Below are 17548 nucleotides of genomic sequence, written 5' to 3'. Positions count from 1 at the left end.
TGCTTTTTGCACAAAGGCATTGCTCACGACCGCAATGAAGAACGCATCGGGGCGAAAAATGTTCGGGTGGCGTGGTACTCCCCGCATGTTTTGATTCAGCTTCAGAACCCGATCGGATACTGGATCACCACATAAATCCGATCAATGTCATCCCCTGCCTGAGCCGTGTTGGCCCGGTGCGAAACGTGGGACAACTGCACCGACAGATCCTTCGCCGTACCCGACTGGACGATGTAGCGCAAATCAATATCGCGTTCCCAATGCTTGCCGCCATCACCTTGCTGCGGCTGATACTGGCCGCTGTCGGGGTCGAACGGGTTGTAGGCGCCGCCCTTGGGGGCGTGGGTGCCATCGATGTGGCTGCCGGAGACGTAGCGGGTCATGAAGTTCAGGCCGGGGATGCCGAGTGCGCCGAAGTCGAAGTCGTAGCGGGCTTGCCAGGAGCGTTCGTTGGCGCCGTTGAAGTCGGCGTATTTGATGGAGTTGGCCAGGTAGATCGAGTCGCCTCCGACGAAGTCGAACGGTGTGTCGCCGTTGATCCGCTGCCAGCCGAGCATCACTGCATGGGCACCGAAGGTGTATTTGCCGGACAGGCTGAACGCGGTGTTGTCGATTTCCCCGGCGAGCGCCCGGCCGGTGTCGCGGGTGTGGTAGAGGTTGGCATCGAGGAACAGGCCGGACTGCTTGAAGTGCAGATTGCCGTAGTACTGGTGCCAAGTGTCGCTCAGCTCGGAAGCGTACAGCGCGCCGCCGACCGGGCTGTTGCTGAACAGATCGGCACCGATGAAGCTGATGGCGCCGGCCTCGGTGTTGGCGCCATAGCCATAAAAGTCGCCCTTGCCCGATGAACTGTCCTGGTTCTTGAACGCGGTGAAATGCCCGGCGACCAACCCCACGTTTTCAATCTCACGGCTGTTGAGCAGGAAACCCGTGGCGTATTCCGGTTGCAGGCGTTTGTCCGAGGTGTCGAATACCGGCGTTTCCACGGTCATTTCACCGAAGGCCAGGGTGGTGCGTGAGGCCTTCAGCTTGAGCGCGCCACCGGCGCTGGAGTAGTCGTGCTCACTGCGTCCGTCACTGTCCACCGGCAGCAGGCCGGTGCCGGAGTGACCCTTGCCGCCGTCCAGTTTCAGCCCCGTAAAGGCGTGGGCATCGAGCCCGAAACCGATTGTTCCGTCCGTGAATCCGGATGAAAAAGTACCGATAAACCCTTGAGCCCATTCCTGTTTGTAGTTCTTGCCGGTGGGCGAGGGCGAGCGGTAGTCGTTGCTCAGGTAGAAGTTGCGCAGCAGCACTTCGGACTTGGCGTCGTCCAGAAAACCGCTCGCGGCAGCCGTTTCGGCGAGCCCGCACAACAACACTAGCAAGGTGATACGCGAATCGATCATGGGTCAGTGGCCGGAGATTGCAAACGAGACATCAATGATCGATGGAAGCGGGGCAGCGGGATTGAGCTGATGTGCTCAGTTGTCGGATTTGCCGAGAGAACAGCTACATCACTGAGTTGCGCCGATTAATGAATTCAGCTCACGAAGCCTTGCCGATTTAGCCGTCTAGTCCCTGGCTGATCCGTCGCTTACTGTTTTGTGCACGGGCATCGCACCTGTTCCGACGTGGATCAGGCGGTGCCGGATCTTGTTTTCTCGACAGCTCAATGCTGGTCAGCACAAGCAGGGAGACTGCATATGTACAAGCGCAAACTCGGCAATCATTCACTTGAAGTCTCCGCTCTGGGCTTCGGATGCATGGGCCTCAGTCACGGTTACGGACCGGCAACCAACACCGCCGAGGCCGTCTCGCTTATCCGCGCGGCGTTTGATCAGGGCGTTACCTTCTTCGACACCGCCGAGGTCTACGGTCCCTACCTTAACGAGCAGGTAGTAGGGCAGGCACTGGCGCCGATTCGCCACAAAGTGGTGATTGCCACCAAGTTCGGTTTTACCTTCGGCTCCGACAACAAGCAGCAGATTCTCAATAGTCGGCCAGAGCACATCCGTATGGCTGTCGAGGGATCACTGCGACGGTTGAAGACTGACTACATCGACTTGCTGTACCAGCATCGCGTCGACCCGGACGTACCGATCGAGGACGTTGCCGGACTGGTCAGGGAGTTGATCCGGGAAGGCAAGGTCAAGCACTTCGGGCTGTCCGAGGCGGGTGCGCAGACCATTCGCCGTGCCCACGCGGTGCAACCGGTTACCGCGCTGCAAAGCGAATATTCGCTATGGTGGCGCGAACCTGAGCAGGAAATTCTGCCGACCCTCGCTGAACTGGGCATAGGCTTCGTGCCTTTCAGTCCGCTGGGCAAGGGTTTCCTGACCGGAGCCATTGGCGCAGATGCCACTTTTGGCAACGACGATTTCCGCAGCATCGTGCCGCGCTTCAATCAGCAAGCGCTGCAGGCCAACCAGGCCCTGGTCGAACAGGTGCGCAAGATTGCCGCCGCCAAACAGGCGACGCCGGCACAGATCGCCCTGGCCTGGCTGCTGGCTCAAACCCCCTGGATCGTACCCATTCCCGGCACCACCAAACTGCATCGTCTGGAAGAAAATCTCGGTGGTGCGGCGATCACGCTCGATGCGGCGGATCTGGGCGCCATTGATTCGGTGCTGTCGCAGATTCCCGTTCAAGGTGACCGTTACCCCGAAGCCCTGAAGGCGCGAGTCGGGCGATAACAGACATGAAGCGGAGGCATTCGTCGATGAACGCGTTGCTCGCTCCACTCGTAGCCCTGTCGCTTCTCGCTGGGGACAGGGATGCCCAGGCTGCCGACGGCATCCGGATCAGCACTGCGGGCTCTCAGCCATCAATCCGGGGGGCAGTCGAAAACTTCACTGGTTCAGTCAGTGTCGATGGTCAGTTCAGGGGCGACCCGCCGGCCCGTGCCCGCGGCGCTACGGTGACCTTCGAGCCCGGCGCGAGAACGGCCTGGCACACCCATCCGCTGGGGCAAACGCTGATTGTCACGGCCGGTGTCGGCTATGTGCAGCAGGAGGGTGGTCCGCGTCGGGAAATCCATCCGGGGGACATCGTCTGGATCCCGCCGCAGGTGCGGCACTGGCACGGGGCGACGGCCAGTTCCGGAGTGACCCATATCGCAATTGCCGAAGCACTGGATGGAAAAACCGTCACATGGGCGGAAAAAGTCTCGGATGCGCAATACCAAAGCAAGTGATCAAGATGAATGGAGACTTCCCGATGACGTCTGAATCAGACACTGCTCATTGCTCGACCCGGCCGCGAGGCGCGCGCGTTGCGCTGTGCCTTGGCTTCGTATCGAGCCTGGCCGCTTGCGCGGCTCATTCTGATCGTCCGGACAATGCCACTGGCCCCTTGGTGATTCAGGAGCAGGGCAGCTTCGCGGCAGGCGGGACAATGATAACCGCCCCCGGGACCTTCAACCCATACAAGCCTCTGACGCCTGATGGTCAGACCTACCACGGCGACCATGCCTACGCCTTCTATCAAATCCCGGTGGATGCCCGGAAGCTGCCCATCGTCATGTGGCACGGCGCCGGCCAATTCTCGAAAACCTGGGAAACCACGGCGGACGGCCGGGAAGGGTTCCAGAACATTTTTCTGCGCCGCCAGTTCGGCGTGTATCTGATCGATCAGCCGCGCCGTGGCGCTGCCGGGCGCAGCATGGTCGAGGCGACGGTCAAGCCTGTACCGGACGAGCAATTGTGGTTCAACCAGTTCCGCATCGGTCTGTGGCCGAACTATTTCGACGGTGTTCAGGTTGCGCGGGATGCGTCGACACGCAATCAGTTCTTGCGCGCAATGACGCCAAACACCGGGCCGTTCGACATGAACGTGGTCTCCGCTGGCGTGTCGTCGGTCTTCGACAAAATCGGGCCGGGCATCCTGTTCACGCACTCGCAAGGTGGCGGCCCGGGCTGGTTGACGGCGATCAGGAACAATCAGGTCAAGGCCATTGTGGCTTTCGAACCGGGCAGCAGTTTCGTCTTCCCGGAAGGTGAACTGCCGGCGCCGATTCCCAGCGTTTTCGACACCGTGCAAGGGGCGGCAGTGCCGATAGAGCAATTCAAGGCGCTCACGCGAATTCCGATCCTTGTCCTCTACGGCGACAACATTCCGGAGCAGCCCGTGGAGCTGCCCGCGCAGGACAGTTGGCGCGCCCGACTCGAGATGGCCCGGCTATGGCGTGATGCCGTCAATCGGCACGGCGGCGACGTCAGGCTGATTCATTTGCCGGAGATCGGCATCAAGGGCAATACCCACTTCCCGATGTCGGACTTGAACAACGTTCAGATCGCCGATCTGGTGTCCGGTTTTCTCCATGAGAAAGGCCTGGATTGATCGGGTCAGCATCGCTGAACCCCGAGACAACTCCCCAAAAAAAAAACAGGCATCGCGCATTTCTAATGACTCCCAGGGAAATCACATGAGAAACAAAATTCTGAAAGCTTCGTTGGTGGCTGCCATGGTCGGGGCTTCTGCCGGCGAGGTCGCCGCCGCCGATTACAAAAAGAACCCGTTCACGCTGGTTTACGACGGTGCCATCACCCACAACGAGCCTGGCAAGGTCAATATTCATCCGGTCACGTACAAACTCAACGGTCTGGACATCGCCGCCAACGTCTACACCCCGGCCAATTACGACGCGAAAAAGCTTTATCCGACGGTGGTCGTGGCGCATCCCAACGGTGGGGTGAAAGAACAGGTTGCCGGTTTGTATGCGCAGCGACTGGCTGAACAGGGCTATATCACGATTACCGCCGATGCCGCCTATCAGGGTGCCAGTGGCGGCCAGCCGCGCAGTATCGACAAGCCTGCGTACCGCATCGAAGACATCCACGGCATGGCAGACTTCATCACGCAGTACGCGGGTGTCGACGGCAAGCGTCTGGGTTTGCTCGGCATCTGCGGTGGCGGCGGGTATTCGTTGGCGGCGGCGCAAACCGACAAGCGTTTCAAGTCGCTGGCGACGGTCAGCATGTTCAACTCCGGGCGGGTTCGTCGCAACGGCTACCACGACTCGCAACTGGACACCATCGCGCAACGCCTGCAACAGGCGTCTGCCGCTCGTGCCCAGGAAGCGGCGGGCGGCGAGGTGCTTTACTCGGGGGATGCCAACCTGACCGACGAGCAGATCGCCAGGCTGCCGTTCGCCCTGTACCGCCAGGGTTACGAGTACTACTGGAAGACCCATGCGCACCCGAACTCCACCTTCAAGTACACCACGAGCAGTCTCCTGGATCTGATGCGTTTCGACGCCACCAACCAGATCGAATTGATCGATCAGCCGTTGCTGATGATCGCGGGCAGCAAGGCCGACAGTCTGTATATGACTCAGGATGCCTTTCCCAAGGCCACCGGTACTCAGGACAAGGAACTGTTCATTATCGAGGGGGCCACTCATATCGAAACCTACTGGGTTCCCCGGTACGTCGATGCGGCCCTGGACAAGCTGAACGCGTTCTATGCGAGAACCCTGTGATCGGAAAGTCACGCGGTTTGAAGCTTCAGCAGCCACAACCAAGAGCCGGTCGCTGACCTGCGTGCGTACGCGGCGGATTTCTGTTGAGGGGTGCAGATCAACAGAAATTCGTGCGCGTATCCGCCCGAGAATGATTACATGGGACAATCCAGCACCCCTCATGAGAGGTTCTCATCAATGTCCCGTGCCAACCTCAACGACCTGCAAGCCTTTGTGGTCATCACCCGTGAAGGCAGCTTTACCCGCGCTGCGGCACAGTTGGGCGTCTCGCAATCGGCACTGAGCCACACAATGCGTGCGCTGGAGGCAAGGCTCGGGGTTCGGTTGCTGACCCGAACCACCCGCAGCGTATCCCCGACCGAGGCTGGCGAGCGGCTGTACCTTTCCATGGCACCGCGTTTCGAAGAAATCGAGTTCGAATTGGCGGCGGTCAGCGAGTTTCGTGATACCCCTGCCGGTAATGTGCGTATTTCAGCCTCCGAGCATGCAGCCAACAACATTCTCTGGCCGAAGCTGTTGAAAGTGCTCCCCGGCTACCCGGACATCAAGGTCGAAATCACCGTCGACTACGCGCTCTCCGACATCGTCGCCCAACGTTACGACGCCGGCGTACGGCTGGGCGATCAAGTGGCCAAGGACATGATTGCCGTACCGGTCGGCCCAAGGTTACGCATGGCGGTGGTGGGTTCCCCCGAGTACTTCAACCGGCGACCTTGGCCGAAAGCGCCTGGCGACCTTGCTGAACACAGCTGCATCAATCTGCGCCTGCCCACCCACGGAAGCCTTCTGCAATGGGATTTCGAGAAGAACGGGCATGAGTTGAAGGCACGTGTCGAAGGACAGTGGACGTTCAACAGCAGCATGCCGATCCTGCGGGCGGCTGTCGCCGGTTGTGGGCTGGCCTTCCTGCCGGAAGATATGGTGGTCAAAGAACTGGCCGATGGAAGCCTCATTCGGGTGCTGGAGGATTGGTGCCAGCCTTTTCCCGGTTACCATCTCTACTACCCTAACCGCCGGGAGCATTCGTCGGCGTTTGGCGTTGTGGTTGATGCGCTGCGTTACAAGGACTGAGGCATCTTTGAGTTCACCCACCCTGTGACACCGTTGCTCGATCAACGCGCTGTCTGATTCAAGATTCAGCCAACCGCAGTTCATGCACCAGATCGATCAGTGCCCGCAACCGCGCCGGCACGAAACGATGCCCCGAGTAGTAAAGCCTCAGTCCGCCAAACGGCGGGCACCACTGAGTCAGCACGGGCACCAGTGCGCCGGTTTTCAATTCGTCCTGAATGAACCATTCGGAAATGAAACCGATGCCCAATCCCAGCTGCACCGCCTGCTTGATCGCCAGCAGCTCATTGAAGGCGAAACGCACTGGAAGATCCATTTGCAGTTTCTGGTCGTCGCGCTCCAGCTCCCAGTGATAGAGACCTCCGTGGGCCATGCGCATGCCGATGCTCTTATGATTGAGCAGGTCGCGTGGATGCTTGGGCGTGCCGTGACGTTCGAGGTATTCGGGGGTTGCCACCACCCGCATGCGGGTGTCGCCCGAGATCGGCACCGCGATCATGTCTTGTGGTACGAATTCGGCCAGGCGAATACCGGCGTCGAAGCCTTCGGCGACGACATCAATCAGGCGCGACTCGCTGACAATATCGATCGACACCTCGGGATAGCGCCGGGCGTATTGGTCGAACAGCGGCACCAGCAGCAGATTCGCCGCGCCGTACGGAACGTTGATCCGCAGGGTGCCGCTGGGCTGGTCGGGGCCGGCGCCGATTTCTTCTCCGGCACTTTTGATTTCCGCCAGCGCGGGGGCGATGCGTTCCACGTAGCGTTGGCCTGCATCGGTCAGGGCCACGCTGCGGGTCGAGCGATTGAACAAGCGCACCTTCAAGCGCGCCTCCAGCCCGGCCACTGCGCTGCTGACCGCCGTGGTGGACATGCCCAGTTCCTGTGCGGCACCGCGAAAGCTGTTGCGGCGGGCCACGGCCAGCACCACTTCCAGCTCGATCATTCCTGTCTTGTGCATGGATTGTCCTGAAATCAGGGATATGTCATCAGCGAAAGAGCGTCTTATCGAAACAGTAAAGCATTCCTAGACTCCGCTTCATACCGGCTCGCTCTCAAAGAGCCTCTGACGAGGAACGCTCATGCAACGCATCGAACACATCTACATCAACGGTGAATTTGTCACGCCTCACGGTCAGGAATGGTTCGACCTCCACAACCCGAGCACCGAAGAAGTCATCGGCCAGGTGCGGTTGGGCGATGCCCAAGATGCGCAGCGCGCCATCGCGGCGGCCAAGGCTGCTTTCCGCACTTGGTCGCAGACCTCCCGCGAGGAGCGCGTTGCGGTGCTGAAACGGATGCACGCCGCCGTTGCCGCACGGGAAGAGGAGCTGATGGAGGCAATCCTGCTGGAATACGGCGCGCCGCTGGTCCGTGGCCGCTGGATGGCGACGTATCCGGCCGATGTCATTGCCCAGGCGATCGATGCGCTGGAATCCTTTGCTTTCGAGGAGCAGGCCGGCTCGGCGAAAGTGATCCAGACCCCGGTGGGCGTTGCCGGTCTGATCACGCCCTGGAACAGCAATGCCGGTTTCATCTGCAACAAGCTCGCGACCGCATTGGCAGCAGGTTGCACCACCGTCATCAAACCCAGCGAGATGAGCGCCCTGCAAACGCAGATCGTGATCGAAGCGCTGCACGAGGCGGGCTTGCCGCCGGGTGTGTTCAACGTCGTCAATGGTCGTGGTGATGTGGTGGGTGAGGAAATCGCCCGTCATCCGGATGTGGCGAAGATTTCGTTCACCGGTTCGTCCGCCGTGGGCCAGCATCTGGTGGGCGCCGGGGCCGCCACGCTCAAGCGCGTGACCCTGGAGCTGGGCGGCAAGTCGCCCACCGTGGTGCTCGACGATGCCGACTTCGCAGCCGTCATGCCGTTGGTCTTGGGCGCCGGTTTCCTCAACAGCGGCCAGGCCTGCATCGCCGGTACGCGCATTCTGGTGCCGCGCAGCCGCTTGGCCGAGTTCGAGCAAGTGGCGAAAGTCGCCGTCTCGCACATTCAGTCCGGTGACCCGCGCGATGCGCAAACCGACATTGGCCCGATGGTCAGCCGCAAGCAATGGGAACGGGTGCAGCGCTACATCCGTCTCGGGCAGGAGGAGGGCGCGACACTGCTCGCCGGTGGCGAAGGCCGGCCCGAGGGTTTGCACGCTGGCTGGTTCGTGAAACCGACGCTGTTTACCCAGGCCAACAATCAGATGCGCATTGCCCGTGAGGAAATCTTCGGCCCTGTGCTGACCATCATCGGCTATGAGGACGACGCCGAGGCAATTGCCATCGCCAACGACACCGATTACGGCCTCAGCGCTCTGGTTCTGGGCAAGGATCCGCAGCGTTGCGAACGAATCGCCCGGCAGATCGATTCGGGGCGCGTGCTCATCAACACCCTGTCCCACGAGCCACGCGCCCCCTTCGGTGGCTTCAAACACTCGGGGCTCGGGCGAGAAATGGGCAAGTGGGGGATGAGCGCGTATCTGGAACCCAAGACTTTGCTTGGCAGTGCAGTCTGAGTCGACGGGTGACGTCTACATCGCAGGCCGCTGCCGCGTCACCCACTCCTGCACACTCGGCCGCTGCCATTGCCGTTGCGCGTACTCCACCAGTGCCGGCGGCACGGCGTCGCCATTGAGTATCAGGCGGTTGAGCATCAAGGCCAGGTCGACATCGGCAATCGACCATTGGCCGAACAGGTGCCCGCGGCTGTCGGCCAGCAGCGCCTGGGCAGCGGCGAACAACTTGCGCGCGGCTGATTCGGCGACGGGCGACAACGGCCCGGACTTGAGGCCATAAAACACCACCAGCGTGGATCGCTCCTGGCGGATGGGCAGCAAGTCACTGCGCAGCCAGGCCTGGACTTGGCGTGCTTGCGCTCGTTGCTTCAGGTCCTGTGGGTAGACCGGCGACTGAGGAAACGTGTCCTCCAGATACTCGGTGATCGCCGACGACTCGGACAGGGCGAAGTCGCCATGGACCAGTGTCGGCACCCGCTGGGTCAGCGAAAGGCTGGCATAACCTTCTGCCTGATTTTCGGCGGCGTCGAGATCCAGCGTACTCAGTTCAAACTCGAGACCTTTTTCACGGAGTGCCACGTAAGCCGAGAGGGCGTACGGGCTGGTGAATTGGGCGTCGACATACAGGCGCAGCGGGGAAGGGTTCACGGGGCGATCTCCTTATGCATGGAAGGGACACGCTACGAGATCCCGGACAACAAATAAAATTCATGATTTTCATGGGCGTATTCCCGGCCGGAATACAGGGTTGTCGGCAGCTCCGACGCAAGCCGGACAGTCAAAGCCCCCGACTGTTTCTGATCAGCTCATAGGCGCGGCGCACCAGCGGGTTGACGGTGTTGGCGCGGATCCACAGGTGGTAGGTCACGTCCGGCAGGCGCGGCAGGCCGTCGTTTTCGCCGAGCACGCGCATGTCCGGGCCGAGCATTTCCATGCTGCGGGCGGTGACGCCCAGGCCTGCGCGGGTGGCCGCCTTGATGCCGATCAGGTTAGAGGCCAGATAGGCCTGGCGCCAGGCAATGTTCGCCCGTTCCAGCGCTTCAATGGCGTAACGCCGATAGATGCTCGGCTCATCCACCAGGATCAGCGGCAGCGGTTCACCGGGAGTGTGCAGGTATTGCGCCGAGCAGATCCACCACACTGGCGAGGTGCGCAGGGCAAACCCTTCAAGATTCGGGTCGGCACGGGTGGAAATCACCATGTCGACTTTGCCCCGGTGCAGATCGTCCATCAGGAACGGGCTGCGACCGACATCGATCTCCAGACGCAAGCGCGGCGCCGAGCGGGCGATGTGGCTGAGGATCGGCGGCAGGATGGTGTCGGCGATGTCGTGGGGCGAGCCGATGCGCAAGACCCCGCTCAAGCTGTTTTCCCGCAGGGAACTCAATGCGTCGTCGTTGAGCGAGAGCATTTGCCGGGCGTGGCGCAGCAACTGCAAACCAGATTCGGTCAGGTGTTTTTGTCGCCCGCGTTTCTCGAACAAACTCACGCCGACCTGTTGTTCAAGGCGTTGCAGGTGCTGGGTGACGGACGACTGCGTGCGGTTTAGATGCACGCCGGCTTCGGCAAAACTGTGGTGATCCACCACGGCGATGAAAGTGCGCAGCAGTTCGAGATCAAGCGTCGACATGGCTCGGTTCCAGAAGGTGTTTTACATCAGCGGTGCAAACATAAACATCACGTATCGTTATGTATTAGTGCGGATTTAACAATCGCTAATGCAGGAAATTCCAATAAATACTGGGATCTAAGGCTTGGGTGATTTTTCGCCGCGCGGCAAGTTATAACGATATTAGATCTTAGAATTTCCGTTGCCGATTCACTCTACCTACGATGCGACCCAATCGGATCGGCTTGGCCGATCGTCCATGAAAGGGAAGCCCATGTTGCTCAAGCGCGTGTCTGTTAAACGATTTTTGCCTGTGATGTTGGGTTCCTTGATTGCCTTGTCAGGTGTCGCCGCCAAGGCTGACGCGACGCTGGACAAGATTGAGCAACGGCATGTGCTGGTGGTTGGCGTGTTGCTGTCGGGTGGGCCGTTTGGCGGCATTGATCCGGCCACTCAGCAACCGCGCGGGCTGAACGTCGATCTGGCGCAAGAGCTGGGCAAGCAGTTGGGAGCAGAGGTGCAACTGGTGCCGGTGCTGCCGGCCAACCGCGTGCAGTTTTTGCAGCAGGGCAAGGTCGATCTGCTGATCGCCAACATGGAATGGACCGCTGAGCGTGGCGAGATCCTGGGTTTCGTGCCGACGCCGTTTTACCGGGTGGGCGGTACGGCCGCCGTGCTCAAGGACAGCAAGATCACCCGCTGGGAAGACCTCAAGGGCCAACCGGTCTGCACCTCCCAGGGCAGCAGCTACATCAAGCCGCTGACTGAACTGGGCGCCGAACTGAAGGCCTTCAAGAGCTCGTCGGAATCCTTGCTGGCCCTGCGCGGCAACAATTGCGTCGCGGCGGTACATGACGCAACGCTGATCAACCCGCTGATCGCCGACAGCAGCGAATGGCAGGGTTATCGAGCCATTTCCCCGGAGCTGAACCCGGCGCCGTCGGTGATCTGGACCCGTCGTGGCGAACAGGACACCCAGGCCCGAATCGATCCGATCATCAAGCAACTGCACCGCAGCGGCTGGCTGATCGACGCCCAGACCCGCAACCACATCACGCCCGCGTCACCGGCCCTGGTGGAATTGCAAAAGCAGTTTCAAGCGAACGGCGCCTGAGTCATGGGGCACTGGCTTGAGCTTTTCGTCCACTGGGCGAGCGGCCTCGGTTTGAATTACGGCTTCTTGCTCGACGCCTTCCAGCGCGGCACCCTGGGGCAGGGCGCGCTGACCACGCTGCTGTTGTGCGCGTTCACCATCGTCGGCAGCTTGCTGGCCGGGGTCGCTCTGGCGGCGATGCTGACCTCGGGCAACCCGTGGCTGGCGAAACCGGCCCGGGTGTTCATCGAAGTCACCCGTAATACGCCGACACTGGTGCAACTGTATTGCGCGTTCCTGGTGCTGAACATGCTGCTGACCCAGGCCGTTGGCGCAGCCAATCCGCTGACGCCGTTCGCCTGGGTGGTGATCGTGATTTCCCTGCACAAGGGCGCGTTCCATGCCGAAGCCCTGCGTGCCGGCATCGAGGCCGTACCGGGCGTGACGCTGGAAGCCGCCAGCTCGCTGGCCTTCAGCAAGCGGCAGTTGCTGTGGAATGTGCAATTGCCGCTGGCACTGCGCTTTGCCTTGCCATCACTGATCAACAACCTGATTGACCTGGTGAAAATGACCGCCGTGGCATCGGCCATCGCGGTGGGCGATATCACCTACGCCGCGATCATGATCTGGACCCAGAGCGACAACGTGCTGGAACTGATGATCCTGATCCTGGGCTTTTTCGGCCTGCTAAGTTTCTTCGTCAATTGTGTGGGGCGTTTGCTTGAAGCGCGCCTGAGGATGCCCGGTTATGGCCATTGAAGCTTCCGGCGTGGTGATGCGGGCCTGGCCGCGACGCCACCTCGGCAAACTGTTCCTGTTGATCGGCCTGGGGGCGGCGCTGCTGTATTTCGCCCTGCAAAGCCCGGTGTCCAAGGCTTTGCTGCAATGGTCGCCGGCACTGGCGCGAGGCTTTGCGCAGAACATAGTGATCAGTCTGGTGGCGATCGCCATTGGCTCGCTGCTCGGGCTGTTGGTGGGTGCTCTGGCGTTGTCGCCGCTGCGTGGATTGCGCTGGCCGGCGCGGATCTGGGTGCAGTGCTTTCGTAATGCACCGTGGCTGGTGCTGATCTATTTCACCACCTACGTGTTTCCGTTCGAACTGCGCATTGGCGGTGTCTACTTCGCGTTTCCCGATTGGCTCAAGGTCACCATCGGCCTGGCCCTGCCGGCCAGCGCCAACATCGCGGAAATCTTCCGTGGGGCCGTGGCGTCGATCCCGGCCACTCAATGGGAGGCCGCGCGTTCGCTGGCCTTTACCCGAGGCCAGATTTTCCGCTCGATCATCCTGCCGCAGTGCTTCAAACGCATGCTGCCGCCGTGGATGAACCTGTATGCGGTGATCACCATGGGCACGGCGCTGGCGTCGCTGGTGGGTGTGCATGACGTGATCGACACCGCGCAGATCGCCAGCAACACCGTGAACAAGACCGGGTTCACCGTGGTGATCTACTTGAGTCTGCTCGCGCTGTTCTTCGCTTATTGCTATCCGATTTCCCGACTCACCCAAGCCCTGGAGCGCCGTTATGCCTTCTATTGAATCCGTCGGCGAACCGCTGGTCAGGCTGCGCGATCTGCATCTGTCGTTTGCCGGCAACCCGGTGCTCAAAGGCATCGACCTGGACGTTCATCGCGGGCAAGCGGTGTCGATCATCGGTCCGTCCGGCTCGGGCAAGTCGACCATCCTGCGCTGCATCACCGGGTTGTTGCAGCCCCAGCGCGGCAGCATTCGCGTCGGCAACACCGACGTCCACACGTTGCAGCAGGAAGCGCAGCGCATCGAATTGCGCAAGCGCGTGGGGTTCGTGTTCCAGCAATACAACCTGTTTCCGCACCTGTCGGTCTTGCAGAATCTGGTGGTGGCGCCGCGCAAGGTGCTCGGCCACAACCGCAGCGACGCCGAGAAAAGCGCACGCGCGCTACTCGCCAAAGTACGCCTGGAACACAAGGCCGATGCCTATCCGGGACAACTGTCCGGCGGTCAGCAACAACGCGTGGCGATTGCCCGTGCCTTGGCGATGCGCCCGGAACTGATTCTGTTCGATGAAGTGACCTCGGCCCTCGATCCGGAGACGGTCGGCGAAGTGCTGACGGTCATTCGGGAACTGACCGAAGAGGGCATGACCTGCGTGCTGGTCACCCATGAGATGCGCTTTGCCGAAGAAATCAGCGACGTCGTCTATTTCACCGAGAACGGCGTGATCGTCGAACACGGAAGTGCCGCGCAGATTTTCCAGAACCCCGCGAGCGAGCGTACCCGAACCTTTCTGCGCCATGCCCTGGGCGATCCGGGCCGCCGTCCGGTGCTGGCGAACGACCCGTACCTGTTGAGCAATCTGAGCCGCTACAGCCTGTCTGTCTGACCCGAGGAGTTTTGAATGAGTACCGCAAACCGAGTCGATGTCATCGAGGATTTCCTGAAGAAAGTCCGCGTCATCAACCAACGCGGCGTCGACCGCGCCGCCCTGAAGGACATCGTGGTGTTGCTCGAAGCGCTGGCCGAGCGGCGTGATCTGTTCAATTTCGAGCAGTTCCCGGCGCCAGTGCCGGGGCAGGGCAGCACGGCGTTTCGCTACCGTCTCAACGATGACGGCGACACGCCGACGCTGTACCTGAATTCACTGCTGCCGGGCAAAAGCACCCTTCCTCACAACCACGAAACCTGGGCGATCATCAGCGCCGTGGAGGGTCAGGAAATCAACTACGTCTATGCCCGCAGTGACGAAGGCCGCGAGCCGGGTTACACCACGTTGCACCTGCAAAACGAAGTGGTCGTGCAGCCTGGCACATCGATTTCGTTCCTCGGCGAGGATCTGCACGGGATTCGCGTGGACGGCGAGCAGGCGACCTTGCATTTCCATCTCTACGGGTTGCCCCTCGAATCCCTCAACGGCCGCTACGGCGTCGAGGCCGACGGGCGCATTCTCAACTACAACGCCTCGCAAATGGCGCCTTCGATCAAGGCCTACCCATGAGCCAGAGCGTATCCCCGGAGCAGCTGCAGCAGTGGCTGTTCGACGGGCAGGAAATAGCCCTGTTCGATGTGCGCGAGCACGGCCAGTACGGCGAAGCTCATCTGTTTTACGGGGTCAATCTGCCCTACAGCCGACTGGAGCTGGAGGTGGCGCGTCTGGCGCCCGATCCCCGGGTGAGACTGGTGATTTACGACCAGGATGACGGGACGCTTGCGGCGCGTTGCGCAGAACGCCTTCAGGCGCTGGGCTACGACCGCGTACATCGGCTCGCCGGCGGTGCCGATGGCTGGCAAGCGGCGGGTTATCAGTTGTTTGCCGGGGTGCATGTGCCATCCAAGGCATTTGGTGAGCTGGTCGAGGAAGCCAGCCATACGCCGCACGTCACCGCGCAGCAGCTGGCTCAATGGCAGGCGCGGGGCGAGCCGCTGGTGATGGTGGACGGAAGGCCGTTCGAGGAATATCGCAAGATGACCATTCCCGGGGCGATCTGCTGCCCGAACGGCGAACTGGGTTATCGCATTCACGATCTGCTGCCGGATGACAGCACACCGATCGTCATCAACTGCGCCGGTCGGACCCGCAGCATCATCGGCGCGCAGACCCTGATCAATCTGGGGCTGAAGAACCCGGTCTATGCCCTGGAGAACGGCACTCAAGGCTGGTATCTGGAAGATTTCCAGCTGGAACATGGCAGCACTCGCCGCTATGCCGAGCAGGTGTCCGGTGACGCGCTGGAGGTCCGACAACGGGCGGCCAATCGCCTGGCCGAGCGCGCCGGAGTGAAAACCGTCGAAGCCGCCGAAGTCGCCCGATGGGCCGGGGAATCAGGACGCAGTGTGTTTTTGTGCGACGTTCGCACCGCCGAGGAATACGCCGTCGGCAGTTTGCCCGGCGCGCAACACACGCCGGGCGGACAACTGGTTCAATCCACCGATCTGTATATCGGCGTGCGGCGGGCGCGGGTGGTGGTGTTCGACAGCGAGGGCGTGCGTGCGCCGATCATTGCCAGTTGGCTGCGGCAATTGGGGCATGAGGCCTATGTGCTGGCAGGCGGCACGGACAGCGGTCTGGCGATCTCCGCGAGTACGGTTACCGTGCAGCAGAGCGTGCCGCTGATTTCGGCGCAGGCACTGGCCGATGCGCTCAAAGACCGAACCGTAGCCGTGGTGGATCTGCGTCCGAGCATGGTCTATCGCCAAGGGCATATCACGGGTTCACGCTGGTCGATCCGGCCGCTGCTGGCGGCGGCAGTTGCGGGGGAAGCACGGCCGTTGGTGCTGCTGGCAGACGATCCGGCGATAGCTGCGCTGGCGGTTCTGGAGTTGCCAGCGGCCCAGCGTGCCGAGGTGCGTTTGCTGGATGGCGGGCTTCAGGCGTGGCGTGCGGCGGGCCAGAGCGTGCAGGCCGACGCTGGCATCCCTGAGGATCGCGAGTGCATCGATTTTCTGTTCTTTACCCACGACCGCCATTCCGGCAACAAGGACGCGGCGCGTCAGTATCTGGCCTGGGAAATCGGTCTGTTGGCGCAAATGAGCGACGACGAAATTGCCAGCCTCAAACCGCTGACGGCACCTTCCCAGGCCAGCGAAAACCCGCGAGTACGCACCCGGCTGGTTCATGCGGCGCGTCCTGAAAGCGGTAGCGGCCCGCGTGGGGTCAACGTACCGGTCACCCGCCTGAGTACCGTGCTGTTCGACAACCTGGCGCACATGCGCGATGCCCGTCGGCGCCGCGACACCGAACGAGTGTTGAGCTACGGCGCTCGAGGCAACCCTACAGCGTTCGCCCTGGAGGATCTGGTCACGGCGCTGGAGGGCGGCTATCGCACGCGATTGTTCGGCACCGGTCTGGCGGCGGTCGCGCAGACATTCCTGGCCTACCTGCGCCCCGGCGATCACCTGTTGATCACCGACGCGGTCTACGCCCCGGTGCGGCGTCTGGCAGCGGAGTTTTTGCAGCCGTTCGGCATTCAGGTCGATTACTTCAAGGCCGACGGCAGCACGTTGGCGGCGCAACTGCAAAGCAACACCCGGATGGTCTACACCGAAGTGCCAGGCTCCTTGCTCTACGAACTCAGTGACCTGCCGGCCATCGCTGCCCTGTGCAAGCCCCGGGGGATTTTGCTGGCAGTGGACAACACCTGGGGCTCGGCTTACCTGTACCGGCCGCTGACGCTGGGCGCGGACATCTCGATCATGGCATTGACCAAGTACCTGAGCGGCCACAGCGATGTGGTCATGGGCAGCGTCTGCACTCGCGAGGACGTCTGGCAGCCACTGGCGTCGATGAGCGATGCCTTCGGTTCCACGGTCAGCCCCGACGATGCCTATCTGGTGCTGCGTGGTGCGCGAACCCTGGCTGCGCGCATGGAAGTCCATGAACGCCAGGCGCTGGAAATCGCCCACTGGTTACAAGCTCGTCCTGAAGTGACGCGGGTGTTCCATCCTGCATTGCTGGAGCATCCCGGGCACGCGTTGTGGAAACGCGATTTCAACGGCAGCAATGGCCTGCTGTCGTTCGAATTACAGCAGGCGGATACCGCTCAACTGGAACGCTTCATCGATGCGCTGCGGGTATTCGGCCTGGGCGCGTCCTGGGGTGGTTACGAAAGTCTGGTCACGCTCGCCGAACGCCAGGAAGACCGTATCGAGAGCCCGGTGCTGCGCTTGCACATCGGTCTGGAGGATGTCGAGGCGCTGATTGAAGACCTGGAGCGTGGGTTTGCCGCAATGGAAAACTCCCGGGATTGAGTGCTTCCGGGTCCTGAAGGATGCGGGCGATATGTATCTCTGTGTATCCGCCCGCGCCAACGATACGTGCCGATTCTTTTACCCC

16 protein-coding genes are annotated in these 17548 nt (G+C 61.4%); 12 read left to right on the top strand and 4 right to left on the bottom strand.

Going from position 1 to position 17548, the window contains the following annotated elements:
* Positions 1-101: 101 nt before the first annotated feature.
* On the bottom strand, positions 102-1388 hold the full coding sequence (locus KVQ74_RS11460) for an OprD family porin (RefSeq protein ID WP_217831184.1): 1287 nt from the start codon (positions 1386-1388) through the stop codon (positions 102-104).
* A gap of 297 nt (positions 1389-1685) precedes the next feature.
* On the opposite strand from KVQ74_RS11460, the gene KVQ74_RS11455 reads away from it, so the two are divergent.
* From KVQ74_RS11455 to KVQ74_RS11435, 5 genes are all read left to right on the top strand, one after another.
* Complete coding sequence (locus KVQ74_RS11455) at positions 1686-2675, top strand: aldo/keto reductase (RefSeq protein WP_217831183.1); 990 nt, start codon at positions 1686-1688, stop codon at positions 2673-2675.
* 26 nt (positions 2676-2701) lie between these two features.
* Entirely contained in the window at positions 2702-3175 is a 474-nt protein-coding gene (locus tag KVQ74_RS11450; RefSeq protein ID WP_217831182.1) for a (R)-mandelonitrile lyase, read from the top strand.
* A 5-nt stretch (positions 3176-3180) separates the two neighbouring features.
* Positions 3181-4320, top strand: coding sequence for an alpha/beta hydrolase (locus tag KVQ74_RS11445; RefSeq protein ID WP_404822670.1), 1140 nt, complete (start codon positions 3181-3183; stop codon positions 4318-4320).
* An 85-nt stretch (positions 4321-4405) separates the two neighbouring features.
* Positions 4406-5461 (top strand): alpha/beta hydrolase, encoded by a 1056-nt coding sequence (locus KVQ74_RS11440; RefSeq protein WP_217831181.1) that lies wholly within the window; start codon positions 4406-4408, stop codon positions 5459-5461.
* A 177-nt stretch (positions 5462-5638) separates the two neighbouring features.
* Positions 5639-6532 (top strand): LysR family transcriptional regulator, encoded by an 894-nt coding sequence (locus tag KVQ74_RS11435; RefSeq protein ID WP_217831180.1) that lies wholly within the window; start codon positions 5639-5641, stop codon positions 6530-6532.
* A gap of 58 nt (positions 6533-6590) precedes the next feature.
* Here the strand turns inward: KVQ74_RS11435 and KVQ74_RS11430 are convergent, their stop codons facing one another.
* A complete protein-coding gene (locus KVQ74_RS11430) occupies positions 6591-7493 on the bottom strand; it encodes a LysR family transcriptional regulator (protein ID WP_225929963.1) in 903 nt (300 codons plus the stop codon).
* Between the two features lie 121 nt (positions 7494-7614).
* Between KVQ74_RS11430 and KVQ74_RS11425 the strand changes: the two genes are divergently transcribed.
* Positions 7615-9039: an aldehyde dehydrogenase family protein gene (locus tag KVQ74_RS11425; protein WP_217831179.1), complete on the top strand. Its 1425-nt coding sequence runs from the start codon at positions 7615-7617 to the stop codon at positions 9037-9039.
* Between the two features lie 15 nt (positions 9040-9054).
* On the opposite strand, the gene yfcF is transcribed toward KVQ74_RS11425, so the two are convergent.
* Together yfcF and KVQ74_RS11415 are read right to left on the bottom strand one after the other, a co-directional pair.
* A complete protein-coding gene (yfcF, locus tag KVQ74_RS11420; protein WP_217831178.1) occupies positions 9055-9687 on the bottom strand; it encodes a glutathione transferase in 633 nt (210 codons plus the stop codon).
* A gap of 130 nt (positions 9688-9817) precedes the next feature.
* Positions 9818-10669, bottom strand: coding sequence for a LysR substrate-binding domain-containing protein (locus KVQ74_RS11415; RefSeq protein ID WP_217831177.1), 852 nt, complete (start codon positions 10667-10669; stop codon positions 9818-9820).
* 253 nt (positions 10670-10922) lie between these two features.
* Here KVQ74_RS11415 and KVQ74_RS11410 point away from each other — a divergent pair, with 253 nt between their 5' ends.
* Genes KVQ74_RS11410 through metC form a run of 6 tightly spaced genes read left to right on the top strand, consistent with a single transcriptional unit; the run spans position 10923 to position 17463 of the window.
* Positions 10923-11762, top strand: coding sequence for a transporter substrate-binding domain-containing protein (locus KVQ74_RS11410; protein WP_217831176.1), 840 nt, complete (start codon positions 10923-10925; stop codon positions 11760-11762).
* A 3-nt stretch (positions 11763-11765) separates the two neighbouring features.
* Positions 11766-12500, top strand: a complete 735-nt coding sequence (locus KVQ74_RS11405; protein ID WP_217831175.1) for an amino acid ABC transporter permease — start codon at positions 11766-11768, stop codon at positions 12498-12500.
* The gene (locus KVQ74_RS11400; protein ID WP_217831174.1) at positions 12490-13278 is read left to right on the top strand and encodes an amino acid ABC transporter permease; all 789 of its coding nucleotides are present in this window, start codon (positions 12490-12492) and stop codon (positions 13276-13278) included. Before KVQ74_RS11405 ends, KVQ74_RS11400 begins: the two co-directional genes overlap by 11 nt.
* Positions 13265-14101, top strand: a complete 837-nt coding sequence (locus KVQ74_RS11395) for an amino acid ABC transporter ATP-binding protein (RefSeq protein WP_217831173.1) — start codon at positions 13265-13267, stop codon at positions 14099-14101. The genes KVQ74_RS11400 and KVQ74_RS11395 overlap by 14 nt, the downstream gene beginning before the upstream one ends.
* A gap of 15 nt (positions 14102-14116) precedes the next feature.
* Positions 14117-14713, top strand: coding sequence for a cysteine dioxygenase family protein (locus KVQ74_RS11390; protein ID WP_217831172.1), 597 nt, complete (start codon positions 14117-14119; stop codon positions 14711-14713).
* The gene (gene metC, locus KVQ74_RS11385) at positions 14710-17463 is read left to right on the top strand and encodes a cystathionine beta-lyase (RefSeq protein ID WP_217831171.1); all 2754 of its coding nucleotides are present in this window, start codon (positions 14710-14712) and stop codon (positions 17461-17463) included. Before KVQ74_RS11390 ends, metC begins: the two co-directional genes overlap by 4 nt.
* Positions 17464-17548 lie beyond the last annotated feature (85 nt).

This window comes from Pseudomonas botevensis, from assembly GCF_019145475.1.
Taxonomy (GTDB): Bacteria; Pseudomonadota; Gammaproteobacteria; order Pseudomonadales; family Pseudomonadaceae; genus Aquipseudomonas; species Aquipseudomonas botevensis.
This window is presented reverse-complemented; position numbering and strand designations above follow the sequence as displayed.